General features: G+C 34.7%; 22 protein-coding genes. 10 read left to right on the top strand and 12 right to left on the bottom strand.

What is annotated here, in order from left to right:
- The first annotated feature begins 54 nt into the window (after positions 1-54).
- The 8 genes from DYE31_RS09660 to DYE31_RS09695 all read left to right on the top strand — a co-directional run bounded on the left by DYE31_RS09660 (position 55) and on the right by DYE31_RS09695 (position 7,122).
- Positions 55-2,472, top strand: a complete 2,418-nt coding sequence (locus tag DYE31_RS09660; protein ID WP_015899815.1) for a Na+/H+ antiporter subunit A — start codon at positions 55-57, stop codon at positions 2,470-2,472.
- Entirely contained in the window at positions 2,453-2,881 is a 429-nt protein-coding gene (locus DYE31_RS09665) for a Na(+)/H(+) antiporter subunit B (protein WP_041612956.1), read from the top strand. Before DYE31_RS09660 ends, DYE31_RS09665 begins: the two co-directional genes overlap by 20 nt.
- Positions 2,881-3,225, top strand: coding sequence for a Na+/H+ antiporter Mnh1 subunit C (gene mnhC1 / locus DYE31_RS09670; RefSeq protein ID WP_015899813.1), 345 nt, complete (start codon positions 2,881-2,883; stop codon positions 3,223-3,225). The genes DYE31_RS09665 and mnhC1 overlap by 1 nt, the downstream gene beginning before the upstream one ends.
- Complete coding sequence (locus tag DYE31_RS09675; protein ID WP_015899812.1) at positions 3,218-4,714, top strand: Na+/H+ antiporter subunit D; 1,497 nt, start codon at positions 3,218-3,220, stop codon at positions 4,712-4,714. Before mnhC1 ends, DYE31_RS09675 begins: the two co-directional genes overlap by 8 nt.
- Position 4,715: 1 nt before the next feature.
- Positions 4,716-5,195: a Na+/H+ antiporter subunit E gene (locus tag DYE31_RS09680; RefSeq protein ID WP_015899811.1), complete on the top strand. Its 480-nt coding sequence runs from the start codon at positions 4,716-4,718 to the stop codon at positions 5,193-5,195.
- Entirely contained in the window at positions 5,195-5,491 is a 297-nt protein-coding gene (locus tag DYE31_RS09685) for a Na(+)/H(+) antiporter subunit F1 (RefSeq protein ID WP_015899810.1), read from the top strand. The genes DYE31_RS09680 and DYE31_RS09685 overlap by 1 nt, the downstream gene beginning before the upstream one ends.
- Entirely contained in the window at positions 5,469-5,837 is a 369-nt protein-coding gene (locus tag DYE31_RS09690; protein ID WP_041612955.1) for a Na+/H+ antiporter subunit G1, read from the top strand. The genes DYE31_RS09685 and DYE31_RS09690 overlap by 23 nt, the downstream gene beginning before the upstream one ends.
- A 136-nt stretch (positions 5,838-5,973) precedes the next feature.
- The gene (locus DYE31_RS09695; RefSeq protein ID WP_015899808.1) at positions 5,974-7,122 is read left to right on the top strand and encodes an NAD(P)-binding domain-containing protein; all 1,149 of its coding nucleotides are present in this window, start codon (positions 5,974-5,976) and stop codon (positions 7,120-7,122) included.
- Between the two features lie 136 nt (positions 7,123-7,258).
- Here DYE31_RS09695 and DYE31_RS09700 read toward each other — a convergent pair whose 3' ends face one another.
- From DYE31_RS09700 to DYE31_RS09725, 6 genes are all read right to left on the bottom strand, one after another.
- Positions 7,259-7,633: a PaaI family thioesterase gene (locus tag DYE31_RS09700; RefSeq protein WP_015899807.1), complete on the bottom strand. Its 375-nt coding sequence runs from the start codon at positions 7,631-7,633 to the stop codon at positions 7,259-7,261.
- A 30-nt stretch (positions 7,634-7,663) separates the two neighbouring features.
- Positions 7,664-8,980, bottom strand: a complete 1,317-nt coding sequence (locus DYE31_RS09705; RefSeq protein ID WP_015899806.1) for a Na+/H+ antiporter family protein — start codon at positions 8,978-8,980, stop codon at positions 7,664-7,666.
- 163 nt (positions 8,981-9,143) lie between these two features.
- A complete protein-coding gene (locus DYE31_RS09710; RefSeq protein WP_065865661.1) occupies positions 9,144-10,631 on the bottom strand; it encodes a M17 family metallopeptidase in 1,488 nt (495 codons plus the stop codon).
- Positions 10,632-10,750: 119 nt separating this feature from the next.
- The gene (locus DYE31_RS09715) at positions 10,751-11,956 is read right to left on the bottom strand and encodes an NAD(P)/FAD-dependent oxidoreductase (RefSeq protein WP_015899804.1); all 1,206 of its coding nucleotides are present in this window, start codon (positions 11,954-11,956) and stop codon (positions 10,751-10,753) included.
- A gap of 303 nt (positions 11,957-12,259) precedes the next feature.
- Positions 12,260-12,619 (bottom strand): HesB/IscA family protein, encoded by a 360-nt coding sequence (locus tag DYE31_RS09720; protein WP_015899803.1) that lies wholly within the window; start codon positions 12,617-12,619, stop codon positions 12,260-12,262.
- A 43-nt stretch (positions 12,620-12,662) separates the two neighbouring features.
- Positions 12,663-12,899 (bottom strand): YuzB family protein, encoded by a 237-nt coding sequence (locus tag DYE31_RS09725; protein WP_015899802.1) that lies wholly within the window; start codon positions 12,897-12,899, stop codon positions 12,663-12,665.
- A 241-nt stretch (positions 12,900-13,140) separates the two neighbouring features.
- On the opposite strand from DYE31_RS09725, the gene DYE31_RS09730 reads away from it, so the two are divergent.
- Positions 13,141-14,205, top strand: a complete 1,065-nt coding sequence (locus tag DYE31_RS09730) for an NAD(P)/FAD-dependent oxidoreductase (protein WP_015899801.1) — start codon at positions 13,141-13,143, stop codon at positions 14,203-14,205.
- A 52-nt stretch (positions 14,206-14,257) separates the two neighbouring features.
- Here DYE31_RS09730 and DYE31_RS09735 read toward each other — a convergent pair whose 3' ends face one another.
- Both DYE31_RS09735 and DYE31_RS09740 read right to left on the bottom strand, forming a co-directional pair.
- The gene (locus DYE31_RS09735) at positions 14,258-14,689 is read right to left on the bottom strand and encodes a GNAT family N-acetyltransferase (RefSeq protein ID WP_015899800.1); all 432 of its coding nucleotides are present in this window, start codon (positions 14,687-14,689) and stop codon (positions 14,258-14,260) included.
- Positions 14,690-14,793: 104 nt separating this feature from the next.
- The gene (locus tag DYE31_RS09740) at positions 14,794-15,114 is read right to left on the bottom strand and encodes a YuzD family protein (protein ID WP_015899799.1); all 321 of its coding nucleotides are present in this window, start codon (positions 15,112-15,114) and stop codon (positions 14,794-14,796) included.
- Between the two features lie 93 nt (positions 15,115-15,207).
- On the opposite strand from DYE31_RS09740, the gene DYE31_RS09745 reads away from it, so the two are divergent.
- Positions 15,208-15,450, top strand: a complete 243-nt coding sequence (locus tag DYE31_RS09745) for a NifU family protein (protein WP_015899798.1) — start codon at positions 15,208-15,210, stop codon at positions 15,448-15,450.
- Positions 15,451-15,514: 64 nt separating this feature from the next.
- Here the strand turns inward: DYE31_RS09745 and DYE31_RS09750 are convergent, their stop codons facing one another.
- The 4 genes from DYE31_RS09750 to dltC form a co-directional block, all read right to left on the bottom strand.
- Complete coding sequence (locus DYE31_RS09750) at positions 15,515-16,285, bottom strand: MerR family transcriptional regulator (protein ID WP_015899797.1); 771 nt, start codon at positions 16,283-16,285, stop codon at positions 15,515-15,517.
- A gap of 176 nt (positions 16,286-16,461) precedes the next feature.
- Positions 16,462-18,447, bottom strand: a complete 1,986-nt coding sequence (locus DYE31_RS09755; protein ID WP_231839068.1) for a heavy metal translocating P-type ATPase — start codon at positions 18,445-18,447, stop codon at positions 16,462-16,464.
- Between the two features lie 246 nt (positions 18,448-18,693).
- Positions 18,694-19,848: a D-alanyl-lipoteichoic acid biosynthesis protein DltD gene (dltD, locus tag DYE31_RS09760; protein ID WP_015899795.1), complete on the bottom strand. Its 1,155-nt coding sequence runs from the start codon at positions 19,846-19,848 to the stop codon at positions 18,694-18,696.
- The gene (dltC, locus tag DYE31_RS09765) at positions 19,845-20,081 is read right to left on the bottom strand and encodes a D-alanine--poly(phosphoribitol) ligase subunit 2 (protein ID WP_015899794.1); all 237 of its coding nucleotides are present in this window, start codon (positions 20,079-20,081) and stop codon (positions 19,845-19,847) included. The genes dltD and dltC overlap by 4 nt, the downstream gene beginning before the upstream one ends.
- Positions 20,082-20,089 lie beyond the last annotated feature (8 nt).

The following is a 20,089-nucleotide window of genomic DNA, read 5'->3' on the forward strand; positions in this document are numbered from 1 at the left end:
AGCCCTCACAATGATGTATAATGAGGATATCTTATATTCAAAGGAGGACGAATAATGAGTTGGTTACATACAGCAGTATTGTTGCCTTTCATCTTTGCACTCATTATCCCTATTGTTTATCGTTTTATTAAACGCATACATATAGGATGGTTTGTATTACCTGTCCCCGTCGTCTTATTTATTTATTTTCTAAGTTATATTTCGACAACAATGTCAGGTGATCACCGATTTGCAGAATTGAAATGGATGCCGCAAATCGGTATGAATTTTAATTTGTATGTTGATGGGCTCAGTTTACTCTTCAGTTTATTGATTACAGGTATCGGGGCACTTGTTACCTTCTATTCAATCAGCTATCTGAGCAAAAATGAACAGTTGGGGAATTTTTATTGTTATTTACTACTCTTTATGGGTGCAATGCTAGGGGTCGTTTTATCAGATAACGTCTTTATGCTGTATTTGTTCTGGGAAATGACATCATTTTCTAGTTTTTTACTTATTTCTTTTTGGCGCACACGACAAGCTTCATTGTATGGTGCTCAAAAATCACTATTAATTACAGTATTCGGCGGATTATCTCTACTTGGCGGCCTTATCTTAATGACACTATCAGGACATTCAACAAGTATACGCCATCTCATTGCACATGCCTCTGAGATTCAATCTAGTCCAACATTTATATTGGCTATGATTTTGATACTCTTTGGTGCAATGACAAAATCTGCACAGTTTCCGTTTTATATCTGGTTGCCAGATGCAATGGAAGCACCAACACCAGTCAGCGCATATTTACATTCAGCTACGATGGTAAAAGCAGGTATATACTTAGTTGCGCGTTTCACACCAATCTTTGCATTATCAGAAGGTTGGATTTGGACAGTCACAGCAATAGGTCTCATCACTTTATTCTGGGGCTCTCTAAATGCTACAAAACAACTTGATTTAAAAGGAATCTTAGCCTTTTCTACAGTTTCACAACTAGGAATGGTAATGGCAATGTTAGGTATTGGCGCAGTAAGCTACCATTATCAAGGTGCTCAAAGTCAATTCTATGCAGCAGCCTTTATTGCAGCTACATTCCATTTAATCAACCATGCAACATTTAAATGTGCACTCTTCATGGTTGCTGGCATCATCGACCATGAAACTGGCACAAGAGATGTACGTAAACTCGGCGGTTTAATGACAGTTATGCCTATTTCTTTCACAATTACAGTCATTACCGCATTAAGTATGGCTGGTGTACCGCCATTCAATGGTTTCTTATCAAAAGAAAGTTTCATAGAAGCTATGATCAATGTGACACATTCACATTTATTCAGCTTAAACACATTAGGCGTACTCATTCCAATCGTGGCAATTGTCGGCAGTGTCTTTACATTTGTATACTCTGTCCGCTTCATCGGTCAAATTTTCTGGGGTTCATATAAACCAGAAAAATTACCGCACAAACCACATGAACCATCATTTATGATGTGGATTGCACCAGCATTCCTTGCAGTACTTGTTATCGTGTTCGGTTTATTCCCGGCCATTTTAACAAAACCGATTATTGACCCTGCTAGCCGTGCAATCAGTAATGCGCATATACCGCATGCAGAATTCCATTTATTCCATGGATTCACACCTGCATTCTTTGCGACATTATTTATTTATGCAGCAGGTATTGCATTAATCTTTACTTATCATAAATGGGTTAAAGTGATTGAATCTATACCAGAACGTTTAGAATTAAATTATTTATATGATCGTTCTGGCCGTTACATGCCTTTCTACTCTAAGAAAGTTACCCGCACATATATGAGCGGTTTTATTCGTAATAAATTAATGGTTATCCTTGGCAGCTTAATTGCACTGACTTTAATTACGTTGCTTTGTATGCCATTTAGTTTGAACTTTGATCATGTCAGTCGATTACGTACAACAGAAATTATTATCGTCATCATGATTTTAGCTTCAGCCTTTATGATTGTCTTTGCGCGTTCAAGATTATTCAGCATCATTATGTTAAGTGCTGTTGGTTATTCAATGGCAATATTCTTTATATTCTTTAATGCGCCAGACTTAGCCTTAACGCAATTTGTAGTAGAAACGATTTCAACAGCATTATTCTTATTATGTTTCTACCATTTGCCAAATTTAAATCGTTATAACGAGTCCAAATCCTTTAAAGTCGGCAATGCTTTAATTGCTGCAGGTGTAGGAATTGTTGTCACAGTACTTGGTTTAATTGCATATGGTAATAAACATTTTGAATCTATTGCATCTTACTACAAAGAAAATGTGCACAGCCTAGCACACGGAAACAACATGGTAAACGTTATTTTAGTTGACTTCCGTGGTACCGATACTTTATTCGAATCATCTGTATTAGGTATTGCTGGTTTAGGCGTTTACACATTAATTAAATTGCGTTCTAAGCACAAAAACGGTTATGAAAGGGTGGAAGAAAATGAACAGACAGAAAAATAATATCATCTTTCAATACTCAACCATTATCATTTTCTTCTTGATTATGATTTTCGCCTTTTCTCTATTTTTAAATGGACATTATCAACCTGGAGGCGGCTTTATTGGAGGCTTGCTTGTTTCAAGTTCACTCGTGCTTGTTTCAGTAGCTTTTGATGTAAAAACAATGCGTAAGATTTTCCCATGGGACTTTAAAAAATTAATTGCCATCGGCTTATCATTTTGTGCATTAACACCATGTGCAAGCTGGTTATACGGCAAGAACTTCTTTACGCATCGCGTATTTGAAATTCCGCTTCCTTTACTTAAACCGATGCAAGTGCATACTGCCCTATTTTTCGACTTGGGTGTATTGCTCGCAGTTGTCGGCACGGTAATGACTATAATCTTAGCGATTGGAGAGAATGAGTAATGGAAATAATTATGATTATCGTTTGCGGTATCTTAACATCAATCAGCGTTTATCTCATTTTGTCTAAAAGCTTGATTCGTATCATTATCGGTACCGCAGTACAAACACATGCTGCCAATTTATTCTTAATCACAATGGGCGGTTTAAATGAGGGTGCAGTTCCAATCTTTCAGCCTGGAACAAAAAGCTATGTGGATCCTATTCCGCAAGCATTGATTTTAACAGCTATCGTCATCTCATTTGCTGTAACAGCATTCTTCCTTGTACTTACTTTCAGAAGTTACAAAGAATTGGGAACAGACAACGTAGAACGCATGAAGGGAGTGCCTGAAGATGATGATTGAGAATAACTTATTAGCAGCGATGCTTCTCGCACCAATGTTTACAGCAATTATTCTTGTTTTTATCGGTAAACGTCCGTTTATTAAACGTTTTGTGGCACTTGGCGGCTCGCTCGTTGCTTTAGCATTAGCCATTGTCAATTTTATTAATGTATGGCATCACGGGCCTTTAAAATTAGAATTAGGTTCATGGAAAGCACCTTATAGTATCGTATTCGTACTTGATTTATTCAGTGCAACATTAGTAATCACAAGTATTATTGTAACGATATTGATTATCTTGTTCTCATATCAATCTATCGGATTGCACCGCGAAACTTATTATTACTATTTCGCAGTAATGTTTATGGAAACAGGAATTATCGGAGCATTTATAACTGGTGATATTTTCAACTTATTCGTATTCTTTGAAGTCTTCTTGATTTCATCTTATGCACTGTTAGTAATAGGCGGCACAAAGATACAATTACAAGAAAGTATCAAATATGTATTAGTTAACGTTGCATCATCTGCCTTCTTCGTTATGGCAGTTGGTATTTTATATTCTGTAGTTGGTACATTGAATATGGCAGATATCAGCCGTAAATTGGCTCATTTATCTGACAAGGACAGCGGTCTTGTAAGTATCGTATTTATACTGTTCTTATTCGTATTTGCGACAAAAGCTGGTGCATTTCCGATGTATGTATGGTTACCTGGCGCATACTATGCCCCACCATTTGCAATCATCGCATTCTTTGGTGCACTGCTTACAAAAGTCGGCGTCTATGCAATTGCCAGAACATTAAGTTTATTCTTTGTTAATACACTTTCGTTTTCACATTATACTGTTTTAGTCCTTGCATTATTGACCATTATTTTCGGTTCTATCGGGGCAATCAGTTATAATGATACGAAAAAAATCATTATATATAATATTATGATTGCAGTCGGCATCATATTAGTCGGCGTTGCGATGATGAATGAAGATGGTATCATCGGTGCATTATACTATACTGTCAATGATATGTTGATTAAAGCAGCATTATTCTTCTTAATCGGTGTTATGTTGAAAATCACAAAAACTACCGACATCAGAGAGTTCAGCGGCTTAATTAAAGGATATCCGGTTTTAGGTTGGACTTTCTTTATTGCATGTTTAAACTTAGCTGGTATTCCGCCGTTCAGCGGCTTTTACGGAAAAATGTTAATTGTTCGTGCTACTTTTGAAAAAGGTTTTTATATCAGTGGTATTATCGTATTACTTTCAAGTTTATTAATTTTGTATTCAGTCATGCGTATCTTTATCAAAGGCTTCTTCGGAGAAGCTAAAGGTTATAAATTAAATCATAAATTGCATTATCGCGGTTTATTAAGTGTTGCAATTTTCGCTGTTGTACTTTGTGTAGTATTTAGTTTTACAGCAGATTGGTTATATCCATTCTTTAAACAAGCTGCTGTTACATTCTATGATCCTAAAGCTTATATCGACAGCGTACTGGGGGTGAAATAATATGGCAGTTCAAATCTTAGTTAATATATTAATTGCTATATTTTGGCTCTTTGTGAATGACAGTTATACACTTAATAACTTTGTATTAGGTTTTCTTTTCGGCCTCTTACTCGTGTTCTTAATGCGTAAAATATTGCCAGGCCGTTTTTACATCGTAACTCTTTATTATGTTGTGAAACTTGGCTGTACATTCTTAATCGAATTGATTAAAGCGAACATTGATGTCATTCGAATTGTGACGAAACCACACATGGATAATGAACCTGCTTTCTTTGTCTATGACACAGACTTGAAACGACCATGGGAAATTGTCTTACTGTGTACAATGATTACACTCACACCAGGAACGATTGTACTAGGTGTAAGTGATGACAATCGCAAAATTTACATTCACTGTTTAGATTTCAGTACGAAAGAGGAAGAAATAGAAGGTATAAAATCTTCCTTGGAAAAAGCTGTTAGAGAGGTGGGAGAATACTAATGTCTGCATTTAATATTGTTATTATTATTGCATTGATTATCGTTGCACTGTCAATACTTGGAATGCTTGTCCGTGTCATTCTCGGACCTTCTCTCGCAGACCGTGTTGTAGCGCTTGATGCAATCGGTATCCAACTTATGGCGATTGTTGCGTTGTTCAGTATTTTCTTAGATACAAAATATATGATTGTGACAATTCTTTTAATCGGTATTATCGCCTTTTTAGGAACAGCAGTATTCGCAAAATATATGCAGGAAGGTCAGGTGATTGAACATGATCGACACGATAATGATTAGTCTTTCACTTTTCTTTGTTATCGTCGGCGCACTCATCAGTGCCCTTTCTGCGCTTGGTATTTTAAGATTACGAGATGTTTATGGTCGTGCCCATGCTGCGGGGAAAGCTTCTACATTAGGTTCAATGAGTTTATTATTGGGCGTGTTCTTATACTTTATAGGAAAAGATCATTACGCAAATCCGCAGCTTATTATCGGTATCTTATTTATTTTATTAACAGGTCCTTTATCAAGTCACTTGATTATCAGAGCTGCATATAAAATCAAAACACCTTATACAAAGAAAACAAAACTGGATGAAATTAATGAACCAAAAGAAGAAAAACCTAAAGCAGCAAGTAAATAAATCATTACATGAAGTCTTGAGTCAGCCTTTCAGCAGGCTTTCTCAAGGCTTTTTTGTTTTGATGAAACTTGAGCGCCTGGCAAAAATGTGCTATATCGAATAAATCGAAATTATTACGATTTAAGAAGGTGACGCTATGTCTTGGACAATCATCGGCGGTGGTATTCACGCCGTTACCATAGCAATTAAATTACGTGCTGCAGGTCTGCCTGCTGACGAACTGACAATTATAGATCCTCACGAATCCTTATGTGAACAATTTGATGATTTCTCTTGCCGTATCGGTATGCCGTTTTTACGCTCCCCGCACGTGCATCATGTGCACCCTGACCCATTTCATTTAAAAAAATTCGCAAAAACAAATCAATATACTGGTGCAACGTATGGTAAATATCAACGCCCACAACGTGACATGTTTATGGATCATACTCATAAAATGCTGCATGAATTTGATTTGAATGAGCGCCATATTAAAGATTTTGCAGTTAATGTTGATAAAGAAGATGGAAGATGGAAAGTTGAGATGCAAAACCATGATCCTGTTTTCAGTGATAAATTGGTATTAGCTATCGGTAGTAATAATATTCCTCATATTCCAGAAACGTATCAAGCACATGAAGATATTCACCATATTTTTGAAGACGTTGAAATTCCTTATGAAACATCTTCTCATGTAGTGGGAAGCGGTATTACCGCAGCGCATCTGACATTAAAACTTATTGAAGCATCTCAATCATCCAAAGTACATCTATGGATGAATAAGTCGATAGAAGTCTATGATTTCGATGCTGATCCAGGTTGGTTAGGTCCTAAAAATATGACACGATATAGAGAAATCGATTCATCTAAAGAACGATTAAAAGTCATTGTACAAGAACGCCATAAAGGTTCAATGCCGAAAGAACTCTATTTACGTCTAAAAAAACATATGCAAGAAGGCGAATTAGAAATTCACGTGAATGAGATTCAAACTATACAAAATCATAAAATCATCACTGAACAAGATGAATATCAATATGACCATATTTTACTAGCGACAGGCTTCAAGAATAACATCATGCAAATGCCTGTCATTAAAAATTTTGTAGAGAACATAAACGCACCTCTTACAGAAACAAAACACCCTTCTCTAACTGAAAACTTAGAATGGGTACCAGGCGTCTATGTATCTGGCGCATTGGCAGATATTGAGCTAGGGCCTTTTGCGAGAAGTTTTGCAGGCGGCAGAGAATCAGCAAACCGTATTGCTAAAGCATTTAATGGTGAGGAAGAAAAAGTTTCATAAATACAATGTTTTCATATCAGCCATAATGATTAATTTGATGAAAAATCATTATTTAAATATATTAAAAAGAAAGGTTTCCTATGCTCAGAATAAACATAGGAAACCTTTCTTTTTAGGATTGTTAATCATAAGAGAATCAGTGACGTTGTTTTAACAACATCGTACCACGCATCACACTGATTAACTTATCATTATCATCTATAATATTAATATTCCAGACTTGGGTTGTTCTGCCTCCATGAATCAGTTCAGCAATCGCAAATACATTTCCTTCGGTAGCAGAACGAATATGGTTCGTATTCATTTCTAATCCTACTGGTATGATTTTATTCGTATCTACCATATGTGCAGCTCCAACAGAACAAGCCGTCTCGCCTAATGCCATTGTAGCACCGCCATGTAAGTATCCAAATGGTTGCTTTACTTTATCAGATACAGGCATTTTTATCTTTGTATAGCCTTCTTTTACTTCTAATATTTCCATTTCTAATTCTTCTAGTAAATTAGTCAATGTGCAACACCTCGTTTTTCAGACTTACTTTTATAATATCATAGCTGCAATTGTACCAAAGATCATTAATGGAATATTGTAGAACAAGAAGTTAGGTACACATGTATCTCGAATATGATCATGTTGTCCATCTACATCTAAACCAGCTGTCGGCCCTAAAGTAGAATCACTAGCTGGTGATCCAGAATCACCTAATGCAGCAGCTGTTCCTATTAAAGCAATTAATGCCATTGTGCTCATGCCTAATTGTTCACCTAATGGAATGAACAATGCTGCAATGATAGGAATTGTCGCAAAGGAAGAACCTATGCCTAATGTAACGATTAAACCTATAAGATACATTAAGATAATCGCAATAAGTTTATGATCACCTGTTATAGAAGCAATTCCTGTCACTAATGATTTTACATCACCAGTCGCGTTCATTACCCCAGCAAAACCATTGGCTGTTAAAATTACTACACCGATATAAGCCATGATTTTAATACCTTCTGTGAATTCTTTATCCAATACAAACCATTTATATGCTCTAGAAATAAAGAATACCATTACACCTGCAAGCGCACCAAAGATCATAGATTCAGTAAGTAATTGTACGATAAATGTAAGTAAAATCGCTACAATTGTGACCGCTAATACATAAGGTTTTAATTCTTTAGGTGCTTTATTGATTTGTTCTTCGTCATTACGATAGTGACGTGGTTTTCGATATACAAATAATCCTAAAGCTAAACCAACAATATATCCGATTGAAGGTATCAATAAAGCCTTCCAAATCATGTCGAACTCAATCGGATGATGTGCTTTCGCAAATCCTGTTTGGATAATTTGGTGGAAAATTTGTCCAAATCCAAATGGCATTAAAAAGTATGGGAAACATAAACCGAATCCGATTACTAACGCGATTTGTCGTCTATCTATATTTAATTCATTAAATAAACTGAGTAACGGAGGTATAACGATCGGAATGAATGCAATATGTACAGGAATTAAGTTTTGACTGCTCATACTTAATAAAAGTAATGACACAATTAAAATAACTTTAATCGTTGAACGAGACACCCTATTATTTTCCGCATGAATCATATTGATTACCTTGCTCACTAAGTAATCTGTAATTCCACTATAAGAAATAAGTGCTGCAAATCCTCCAAGCAAAGCATAACTTAAAGCCACTTCTGCGCCATCAACAATATTATCAGTAAAAACTTTAATTACTTTTTCTACTGACATACCTGCAACAACGCCGCCAACTAAACCGCTGACAAACAGACTTAAAACTACATTCAGTCTGCATAAACATAATATAATCATTAATAATACTGCTATTACAACTGCATTTAACATCCGCGTTTCTCCTTTACTACGTTATCGAACTAAAGCATTATGTTAGTATAATAACAATGGTAATTATAAAAGTCAATGCTTGGAATTTTTAAATTTCAAATGTTAAATTTGAAAAAAGCACTTGAATTTATATAATATTATAAAATTCAAGTGCTTTTTCATTTTATTTAATTTCTTGTCTCAACCAATCTACAATACTTTGTATTAAGTATCCTGTTGGCCCTTTAGGCCCATTAAAATTGTTGCGGTTTGTAGTTGCTGGGCCTGCAATATCAAAATGCAGCTGCGGAATATTACCGCTGAAATGCATAACAAAGGCTGCAGCAAAAAGTGCTTTTCCCATTCCATTTGTATGATTTACTAAATCTGCAACTTCACTTTTCTTAATCAAATGTTTTTCTGTTTCAGTTACAGGTAGTTCAAATGTCCATTCTCCATTTTCTCCTGCAATTTTAGTAATCTCTTCTAATGGTGCATCACTATTATTTTTAAAGACAGCTGCTTTATCTTCACCCAATGCTGCAACAGCAGCACCAGTTAAGGTAGCAAAATCTAAAATAACGCTCGGCTGATATTGTGATGCATGAAAAACTGCATCTCCGAGCACTAAACGTCCTTCAGCATCAGTATTCAAAACTTCTACTGTTTCCCCATTTAATGCTGTAAATACATCATCAGGCTTCATCGCTTCACCATTTATCATATTCTCAGCAGATGCAATTACACCTACAATATTTATAGGTAATGCTAAACGATGTGCAGCTTCAATCATTCCTAGCACATTAGCTGAACCACACATATCAAACTTCATCTCTTGCATACCTAATTTTGATTTTATAGAATAGCCGCCTGAGTCATAAGTGATACCTTTCCCTACTAAGGCAATAGGTGCTGAATCATCATCTGCACCTTGGTACGTTAAGGTTATAAGTCTTGGGCCGAATTCTGAACCTTTCCCCACTGCATGGATCAATCCAAAACCTTCTGCTTGTAAAGTTTCAGCATCTTTAACTTCAACCTCAACCGATGTTTCTTCGAAATGCGCGCTAATCATATCAGCAAAATATTCTGGCGTTAAAATATTAGGCGGTATATTACTGAAGTCTCTCGCTAATTTAATTCCTTCGCCGATAATTTCGCCGTCTTTAATTGCTGTCACTTCATCTGCCTCAGCACCATGAATTTTCAAATTCAAATGGTATGGGACTCTTTTATCAGCTTTATAATTATTGAAATGATAAAGGGCTTTTTTAGCTTGTAAACTGAATAATTCAGCTATTTCAATTTTCTCAATTGCTTTTGATGCAAATGATTGTAATAGCACGTCAGCAGAAGTAATATGATTACCTTTCAGTGTTTGCAGTAACTTTCCAAATACTTCCATCGTTCTTGCACGATTTAATTCTTTTAAATTACCTAATCCTACAGTAATCAAGCGCACATCTAAACCATTCTCATTAAAACGTGTAGAGCTGACTTTCCCAACTTCACTGCTTATTATATGGTGTTGCTTATATGTATCTAACAATTCCGTCAGATTATGGCCTTGAAAAGTCAATGTTGATAATTGGTTTAAATGGTCGGGCAAAGCTACAACAAGCACATCACTCGCCAATTCATCTTGTTCATCAAATGTGATTTGTATGGGCATAATTCTTCTCCTCCGTTATAAAAAAAGGTTGGAACACTGTTTATTAGCACAGTATTACCAACCTTTGTAATCTTTATCAATCTAATAAAATAATACGTTTTTATTAACGTGTTCTTTTATTAAAATTTACCTTTTTTAAATGCTAAGCCGATACCGCCGATTTTGAAGATAGAACGTGTATCGATAACTTTTTTCATGAAGGCTGCTTTTTTACCAACGATATTTCTACCGTAAACAATACCAACACCATCATGTGCACCTAATGAACATACAGTTCCGCGGTTAACGTAGTTGAATGGTTCTTTAGGTTGGCCATTTAAGATGTTTTTAACGTTTTTAGCAACGCTTTCACCTTGTTGCATTGCAATTTGTGCAGTAGTTGGCAATGGACGTTCTTCGCCTTCAGGGATGTATGCTGATACATCACCGATAACAAATGTTTCATTGAAACCAGGAGCAGTTAAGTCTTGGTTTACAACTAAACGGCCACGTTTAACGCCTTCAAATGAGTTGTCCATGATTTTGCTTCCACGAACACCTGCAGTCCAAACAGAAGTGTTAGCTTCTAATTGTTGTTCTTCGTCACCGACTTTAACTAAGAAACCTTTTTCATTAGCTCCGACGATTGGTGTACCGATTTTGAATTCAACACCACGTTCTTCTAAGTAATTTACTGCGTAATTTACTAATTCATCGTCGAACATTGGTAACATTGTTGGCGCTGCTTCTACACAAGTGATTTTAACTTTGTCACGGTCTACACCGTATTTATTTGATAATTCATCAACGCGTGCTGTTAATTCACCTAAGAATTCAATACCAGTGAATCCAGCTCCACCTACTAAGAATGCAAGATCTTTAGGATCTTTTTCTTTAGAAGATGCATAGTTCGCAAATTTATCTTCGATGTGACGAGATAATTTACGTGCTGTTTGGATATTTTCAATTTGGAATGCGTGGTCTAACATACCTTTAATACCAAATGTTTCACTAACGAAACCTAAACCTACAACTAAAATGTCGTAGTTGAAACGGCCGTTGTTAGTTTCTACAACTTTAGCATGTGGATCAACTTTTACAACTTCACCTTTAAGGAATTTTACACGTTCTTGATTGATAACACTTTCGATTGGATAGATAATATCTTCATAGTTTACAGTACCTGCAGAAGCTTCGTGCAATAATACTGATTCATAGTGATAATCATCTTTATCGATTAAAGTGATTTCAGCTTCGTCAGCTGGTAAAATCTTTTGTAATTTTGTAACAGTTTGCAAGCCTGCATAACCTGCCCCTAAAACAATAACTTTTTTTATTTCAGCCATTTTATTCACCTATGCTTTCTTAAAAATTTGTAATAGAATACGCTTTCTTAATATACCCCATTTGATTGAAAAAAATGTCAAATAAAGACAAATGTCATTCCTCTTAATCTTATAATTATTCAATCATTTTTTCAAGGTAATAAGTAGAAAAGAAATCATGATTTCAGAATTTACTGATACCCTAATAACACTATTATGGTCATACTTCTCATAAATTTTAAAGTAAAAACCATAATAAATGAAAAAAGAGTTGCGTTGAAGCTTAAAAGCCACCTACCCAACTCTTATAATATCGTTTAAATATTAACAATCTTCAGGGTTGCCGGCAACTTTAGCAGTTCGGAATGAACTTCCGCAACCGCATGATGCAATCGCATTCGGATTATCAATTTGGAAGCCTCCGCCCATCAATGATTGTTTGAAATCTATAGTAGTTCCTTCTAATACAGGTTTATCGTAATTATCAACGAGAACTTTTAAACCGTAGTATTCGATAACTTCATCGTTCTCTCCTGGTTCTTCTTCAGCTGTCATACCGTAAGTTAATCCAGTACAACCACCGCCATTAACTTTAATTTTTAAATAGCCATCTGGCATATCATTACTTTCAAGCATACTTTTAACCTCGTATGCTGCTGCTTCAGTAAGAATTACTGTTGGCATAATTATTCCTCCCTAGTTCATTCTATATCGTCAAAAACTGAAACTAGAAAATCCAAGTTTCCTCTATATGCTTATAAATATTTTGCAATAAGTCGTCTGGCGAATCACCTTCAACAATATCACCGTTGACAAGTGCATACAAGCCACTCGAACAAACACCGCAATTTTGTAGGCATCCATATTCCAAAACGTCTACACCGGGGTCTTGGTCAAGTTTGTTATACACATAGTCTCCGCCTTTTGCCATGTTTGAAATGCAAAATTCTACTATTGGATTCATTATTGAACTCCTCTTATAGTTTTGAGTGCCACTATTATAACATATATACAACTAATTCTCTTGAGTACAGATTGAAATTTTTCCTAAAAAAGATTGTTTGTCTGGTAGATTAAAAAAGCTTATAATAAATGAAAGCATATTTTTAAAATAAGCAAAAATGACGTTGATTACAATTTGTCAGAATATCAGTCACCAAGTAGTGATGCAGCGTTATATAAACTTGATAAGAGGGGTTATCGGAATGAAGAATTTAGTATTGTTAGGTGGCGGCTATGGTAATATGCGAATCCTTTCGCACATCTTACCGGATAAATTACCTGAAGATTACACTATCACTTTGATTGATCGTATGCCTTATCATGGTTTGAAACCAGAATACTATGCTCTGGCAGCAGGTACTAAATCAGATAAAGATGTACGATTAAAGTTTCCGGAATCTGAGAAGCTTAACATTGTTTACGGGGATATCTCAGCAATTGATTTAGATGAACAAATTGTTTCTGTCGGCGACACTAAAGTAGATTATGATGAACTCGTTATCGGGTTGGGGTGTGAAGATAAATATCATAATGTACCTGGAGCTGAAGAATACACTTACAGTATTCAAACTTTGGCAAAATCACGTAAAACTTATCATACAATCAGCGACTTGCCTACGGGTTCAAAAGTAGCAATTGTGGGTGCTGGTTTAAGTGGTATCGAACTTGCAAGCGAATTGCGTGAAAGCCGTTCTGATTTAGATATTAGACTTTATGATCGCGGTGAACGCATTCTTGCCCGTTTCCCAGAGAAATTGAGTCATTACATTGAAAAATGGTTTAAGAAAAATAATGTTACTGTTATACCAAACTCAAATATCAACAAAGTAGAACCTGGTGTGATTTATAACCACGATGAACCAGAAGAAGTCGACATTGTTGTATGGACTGCTGGTATTCATCCAGTTTCAGTAGTTAGAAATTTACCAGTTGATGTTAGTAAAAATGGCCAAGTAATTGTCAATCAATATCACCAAATCCCTACATATCAAAATGTATATGTAGTAGGAGATTGCGCGAATCTTCCTCATGCACCAAGTGCACAACTTGCTGAGATACAAGGAGATCAAATCGCTGATGTCATGACAAAACAATGGAAAAACGAACCACTTCCAGATAAAATGCCGGAATTAAAAATCCAAGGATTCTTTGGTTCATTAGGTGATAAAAAAGGCTTTGCTTATGTATTAGATCGACCACTTACAGGTCGCATTGCTTCAATTATGAAATCAGGTATTTTATGGTTGTATAAATATCACAACGGATAAAATCAATTATTATTAAAAGTCAGGATGAAAATCCTGGCTTTTGTTGTATCTATTATAATTTAAGATGCAAAATTGGATAATCTCTTCCTTGATCGTCTTTTTGAGATTCACTATATATTTTAAAGCCATTCTTAATATAGAAATTAAGTGCAGTACGATTATCTTTATTGACATCAACGTATTGTATTTTATTTTCTTGAATAAGATATCTAATTATTTCTGTACCATATCCATTATTGAAAAACTCCGGTTTAATAAACAACATTTCTAAGTTTTGATCATTGGTTCCCGAAAATCCAACAACTTCTTGTCCGTCGAACCATAAATAAGCCTCAACCATTTTAAAGTAATTTGGAATTTCAATCTTTAATTCTAATCTATCTTTCTCTTTTAAAAAATCATGTGTAGCAGTGACAGACTGTTCCCAAATATCCAACGCTTCGGGATAATCTTTTTCTTGAAGTTTTCTTTTGGATAATGTCATATTTTAACTCCCTTTTATTTATTACTTAAAACTATTAATTAATAATCTCCAAAGAAACAAAGGCAACTTAATATAAGTCGCCCTTTTATTTTCATCTTACCTATTTAATTTTCAAAATGTTCATCCACGAATCGAGTGATTTGTTTGGATTGAATGAAGCCATCAGCTACTAACATATCATCCATTGTAACTAATGGATAAAACAGTTCATCATTTTCCAACTGTTCTATATATTGCTGATCATGATCTGATAAGTTTTCAGCATCCTTTTGAAAATCGATATACGTATATTCAAAATTAATATCTGGATATTTACGTTTTAATAGTGCTTGCAACCAATCAAATGTATCTTTAGATGTCGGTGCATTTACACAGCTCGCACACACCACATCAGCCCCATAAACCACTACACTTACTTTAGTCATTTGGCGTCCCTCCATAGATTTTTTTGTCTTTATCTATTATAATAAATGAACAAGCAGAAAAATGAAATTATATACTTGGAAGGAGATATATCCATGCCAACTGAAAATACAACAATTTTTGATCAAGTAGCAGTTGTTATCGAACGTTTACGTCCATTCTTATTACGAGATGGCGGCGATTGCACATTGATTGATGTCGAAGACGGTATCGTTAAATTACAACTTCACGGTGCATGCAATACATGCCCTAGTTCAACAATCACTTTAAAAGCAGGTATCGAGCGTGCATTGCTTGAAGAAGTACCTGGTGTTGTTGAAGTGGAACAAGTATTCTAAGACCATTAAGATATAAAGCATTTTTAAGAGAAGCTTAGCTGATAATTCAGCTGATGCTTCTTTTTTATTTATGTGTATACTTTTTTATAATGTTACTAAGCATTTCTGCAGCACCCTTTTTACCCACTAAATTATCATAATAAGCCGTAAATCTTTCATCTTCTACATAAAGTTCTGCCATAGCATTATGATACGTTTCACTGTACTGTCCACTCATTAACTTCAACCATTTAGCATGCGCATCAAACACTTCATTATCAGTATCGCTATTCTTATTTTCATGACCTCGTTCCATTAAATTTTGTAACCCTCTTTTAATTATCAACTCATATTCTCCTGCTTGATGATACTCTAATTGAGAAAGATGACTCCAATGTTGCTCTGTTTTTTCTAATGTATCATGTCCATACTTTTCAATAACTTCTTGCCCATATTTTTCATTATTTTCATTTATTTTTTCTAATTTAAATGCTTCAAATTTTTCTCTATCTGACATTTGTTTCCCCTCCTGTTCGTTTTCTAAAGTAGTATCAATCAATTGTATTAATCTCGCTAATTCCGATTGTTTTTCAACTAATTTCTGCTTTTGCTGCATCAAAATATGCATTAAATCTGTTTCATCACTTTGTATTAATCTTCTGATCTCAGGGAGCGGAACCTCCATTTTCCTTAAAAACATAATAACTTGCAGAACATCTAAGTCTTCTGAAAAATATATACGATATCCATTTTCAGCTGAGCGATGCGCTTTTAACAACTTTATTTCATCATAATAACGCAATGTACGAGTACTTAATCCTGTCATTTCAGAAACTTCACTCATTAAATATTTCAATTTATCACCTTCTATATTCTTATCATAAAGATTCGCGCAACGTTAAGGTCAATAACTTTTTATTTTTTTATCTGCTTTAAATTTAAATGAGTATAAAAGTTGATCTCTTATCTTCGTTGTTTATATTTATTGAAATAGAAAAACTCGAACTGTTAATACAGCACGAGTTTCAAAATTCAATCTAATTTTAGTGTAAATGCATTGATTGCTACAATTATAGTACTGAGTGACATTAGAATTGCCCCTACTGCTGGAGATAATATCAAACCTGCAAATGCTAACACACCAGCTGCTAGAGGTACTGCAATAATATTATATCCAGCACCCCACCAAAGGTTTTGGACCATTTTACGCATTGTATTTTTAGATAGCGTAAGGAAATGAATGATATCAATAGGATTACTTTTGACGATGATAATATCAGCAGAATCTATTGCAACATCCGTACCTGCACCAATTGCTGCACCAATATCTGCTCTAACTAAACTTGGCGCATCATTAATGCCGTCTCCCACCATCATAACTTTACTGCCGTCTTTTTGATAATTTTGTATAATTGTTTCTTTGTCTTCTGGTAATAATTCAGAATGTACATATTTAATTCCTAATTCTTTCGCAACATTTTCAGCTACTTCTTTATTATCCCCTGTCAACATCACAGGTGTAATTTTTCGTTCTATCAAATCTGAAACCATTTGTTTTGAGCTTTCTTTGATTTGATCACCTTGAGCAATAAAACCAACAACGGAATCACCTTCAATCAAATAGCTGATTGAATTACCTTTTTGTGCCCAATGAGTAAATAATGAAACATCATATTTAAACTGATGCTTTTTCAAATACGATTCATTAACAATCTTAAAACTGTGTCCATTCACTTTTCCTTCTAATCCAACACCTGAAATCGTCTGAACATCCTCCGAGTTTTCAACTTTAGTATCCTTAGATTTCGCGTATTCAATTATTCCACGTGCTAGCGGATGATTAGAAGCACTTTCTAATGAAGCAAACAATTGCAATACTTCGTCATCTGATAATTGACTATCTAGACTTTCATAGTGATTAACTGTAAAAACACCTTTAGTTAAAGTACCTGTTTTATCCATCATGACATAGTTTAAAGGCTGCGCAATCTCTACAGCTTCTCTATTTTTAATAATAAGACCATTGTGGGCACCAATTGAAGTAGAACGTGCAGTAACTAATGGTATAGCTAAACCCAATGCATGCGGACAAGCTATTACTAAAACCGTTACCAATCTCTCAAGTGCGAAATCTATATTATGCGTAATCAAAACCCATACTATAAAAGCAATAAGACCTGCACTTACCGTAAAATAAAAGAGGTATCCTGCAACTTTATCAGATAAAAGCTCTGCTTTTGATTTATCATCTTGTGCTTGACTCACCATATCCATCACTTGTGATAAATAACCTTTACCGCCTGCAGCAGAGACTTTCACTTGAATAGTACCCGAGCCATTAATCGCACCGCCAATAACCTTGTCATCAATATGTTTTGGAACTTTCTTTGATTCGCCTGTTACCAATGATTCATCTACATCAGTATTACCTTTGATAATGATACCATCTGCGGGTATGCTATCCCCTGATTTGACTTCAATGATGTCCCCATCCTTTATATCAGAAGTTTGAATCGTTTCATGGTTACCGTCTTTATTCACTTTAATCGCTTTATTAGGTAACAATGCTGCCATTTTCTCTAAAGCATTTCCTGCGTTGCCAACAGCATTCATCTCAATCCAATGACCTAATAGCATGATAATAATTAAAGTTGCTAACTCCCAGAAAAAGTCCATAGCATGAGAAGAAGTATTACTAAAATGATTAAGATAGAATGCATATAGACTATATACATATGCAACAGTTATACCTAAAGCAATAAGCGTCATCATGCCTGGTTTTTTCTCTTTCAACTCATCCTTAGCACCTGATAAGAATGGTTGGCCGCCATAAACGAAAAGTATGGTAGCAAGTATTAAAACAATCCAATCAGATCCTTTAAATGTAAACTGAAACGGCAAGTGCAAACCCATCATTGGAGATAATATAATAATAGGAAGTGCAAAGATTAATGAGATAAAAAATTTCTTCTTAAAATTACCATGATGATGGTGCCCCATATGATTTTGATGATGCATTCCATGATGATTATGCACATGAGAACTTTCATGTGTATGACTTGAGTTTTGATTTTGAGTCATCTTACAAACTCCTTTCTCAGATCATTGTAATTATCTATATAAAACTATTAAACACAAAGCCTCACTCGCTATTTTCACAGTTTTTTATTGTTATATATCTCTATACCCTCATAGGGTATAATCCAAAAGTAAAAAAACAAGATACAACATCTTTAACATTGTATCTTGCCTTTATTATTGATATTACTTTTCTTTCATATGATAAACGATATGTTCATCGATATAAACCCAACCTTTCCATCCGATATGGACGGCATCTGTAATAACATATGGTTCATAGTCTTTATCAGTCATATCATAAATTTTACCGCCACTATCTACAACAGTACGGTGAATTTTATCATATACAGGTTGTCGTTTATCTTTATCTATACCAATATTGTCATACCATTTACCATTTACTGGTATACTGATATATTCAACATCAGCACCCGCTTCATGCATCGTATCTGCTAATAATTTCAAATCAGCAAATTCTGGAGAATTGATATTAAATTCATAATCTCGATTCATTCTGCGTTTATGTGCTTTAATCAATTTCCAATATTTATCTCGAATATGGTATTGATTTGATTTAGAATGTGCTTCACCATATTGTGTTGCCACATCTCTCATTTCAGACCAAGACGCATCTTCACTTGTAACAGGTTTAACATGTTCCAATGGTACTTTTTTAAAGTTCATCAAACTTTTAATCGCTTCGATTTTAGTTAATTGATTTTCTTTAAATCCGGAAATATAATTACCATCTGTTTTACCTTGATTTTTAGCTGTTTCTCTCAAAAACTCTTTATTGTGGACGTTCTTAAATTGCAACAATCTTTTAGCATAACGCTGTTTCAATTCATCACTCATGTTTTTCTGGTTAAACATTTGATTGATTTGGTTTTGAGACATTCTTGCATCAAAATTCACGTTGGTCAACCCATGGTTCGTAAACCATTGAGGTGAAATGATGAAAGCAATTTTCTTTCCTTTCAAATCATCATATTGAGAGGCTAATTCCACTCCATTGACTAAATCGGTATTCCCGCCAGTACCTATTAAAAATGCTTGGCGTGGAGAATTATGCTTGTTCAAAGCAATTGCTGGATTAAAAGGATCATCTTTTTCTAGCTCACTTGAACCATAAATCGGGTAGTATTGCTTATTATGATGGAACAATTTGTCTTGAATAAGCGGTCCTTTCATAACTTGATCTGTTAAAGACATACGATTTTCTGCCAACGTCTTTTTATTAACCAATCCTGTAAACCAACTTGATGGCAGCAATACAAAAATAATAAAAATTGCACCGCTAATAAAAATCGGTAAAAATGGTTTTAATTTTTTACTCATTTAAGTTCTTCTAAAGCTTCAACAATTTTATTAGGAGTCGCCCACTCATCACGATCAAAGTCCATAATAGATACTTCAATTCCTAATTTATTTTGAATTTCTAATAATAAGCCTACAGTTTGGAAAGAATCGATAATCCCTTCTTCAAAAATTTCAACATCAGGATTTTCTTTCACTACATCGTTTTCTGCAACCTCTGCTAATAAATCTAAAACTTGTTCTCTAAATTCCATAATAATAA

This window comes from Staphylococcus carnosus (assembly GCF_900458435.1).
GTDB classification, from domain to species: Bacteria; Bacillota; Bacilli; order Staphylococcales; family Staphylococcaceae; genus Staphylococcus; species Staphylococcus carnosus.

What these genes read in the sequence shown, in the direction of transcription:
- DYE31_RS09660 (WP_015899815.1), top strand. Translation starts at nt 55, where the DNA reads ATGAGTTGGTTACATACAGCAGTATTGTTGCCTTTCATCTTTGCACTC.
- DYE31_RS09665 (WP_041612956.1), top strand. Translation starts at nt 2,453, where the DNA reads ATGAACAGACAGAAAAATAATATCATCTTTCAATACTCAACCATTATC.
- mnhC1 (WP_015899813.1), top strand. Translation starts at nt 2,881, where the DNA reads ATGGAAATAATTATGATTATCGTTTGCGGTATCTTAACATCAATCAGC.
- DYE31_RS09675 (WP_015899812.1), top strand. Translation starts at nt 3,218, where the DNA reads ATGATTGAGAATAACTTATTAGCAGCGATGCTTCTCGCACCAATGTTT.
- DYE31_RS09680 (WP_015899811.1), top strand. Translation starts at nt 4,716, where the DNA reads ATGGCAGTTCAAATCTTAGTTAATATATTAATTGCTATATTTTGGCTC.
- DYE31_RS09685 (WP_015899810.1), top strand. Translation starts at nt 5,195, where the DNA reads ATGTCTGCATTTAATATTGTTATTATTATTGCATTGATTATCGTTGCA.
- DYE31_RS09690 (WP_041612955.1), top strand. Translation starts at nt 5,469, where the DNA reads ATGATCGACACGATAATGATTAGTCTTTCACTTTTCTTTGTTATCGTC.
- DYE31_RS09695 (WP_015899808.1), top strand. Translation starts at nt 5,974, where the DNA reads ATGTCTTGGACAATCATCGGCGGTGGTATTCACGCCGTTACCATAGCA.
- DYE31_RS09705 (WP_015899806.1), bottom strand. Translation starts at nt 8,980, where the DNA reads ATGTTAAATGCAGTTGTAATAGCAGTATTATTAATGATTATATTATGT.
- DYE31_RS09710 (WP_065865661.1), bottom strand. Translation starts at nt 10,631, where the DNA reads ATGCCCATACAAATCACATTTGATGAACAAGATGAATTGGCGAGTGAT.
- DYE31_RS09715 (WP_015899804.1), bottom strand. Translation starts at nt 11,956, where the DNA reads ATGGCTGAAATAAAAAAAGTTATTGTTTTAGGGGCAGGTTATGCAGGC.
- DYE31_RS09720 (WP_015899803.1), bottom strand. Translation starts at nt 12,619, where the DNA reads ATGCCAACAGTAATTCTTACTGAAGCAGCAGCATACGAGGTTAAAAGT.
- DYE31_RS09725 (WP_015899802.1), bottom strand. Translation starts at nt 12,899, where the DNA reads ATGAATCCAATAGTAGAATTTTGCATTTCAAACATGGCAAAAGGCGGA.
- DYE31_RS09730 (WP_015899801.1), top strand. Translation starts at nt 13,141, where the DNA reads ATGAAGAATTTAGTATTGTTAGGTGGCGGCTATGGTAATATGCGAATC.
- DYE31_RS09735 (WP_015899800.1), bottom strand. Translation starts at nt 14,689, where the DNA reads ATGACATTATCCAAAAGAAAACTTCAAGAAAAAGATTATCCCGAAGCG.
- DYE31_RS09740 (WP_015899799.1), bottom strand. Translation starts at nt 15,114, where the DNA reads ATGACTAAAGTAAGTGTAGTGGTTTATGGGGCTGATGTGGTGTGTGCG.
- DYE31_RS09745 (WP_015899798.1), top strand. Translation starts at nt 15,208, where the DNA reads ATGCCAACTGAAAATACAACAATTTTTGATCAAGTAGCAGTTGTTATC.
- DYE31_RS09755 (WP_231839068.1), bottom strand. Translation starts at nt 18,447, where the DNA reads ATGCATCATCAAAATCATATGGGGCACCATCATCATGGTAATTTTAAG.
- dltD (WP_015899795.1), bottom strand. Translation starts at nt 19,848, where the DNA reads ATGAGTAAAAAATTAAAACCATTTTTACCGATTTTTATTAGCGGTGCA.
- dltC (WP_015899794.1), bottom strand. Translation starts at nt 20,081, where the DNA reads ATGGAATTTAGAGAACAAGTTTTAGATTTATTAGCAGAGGTTGCAGAA.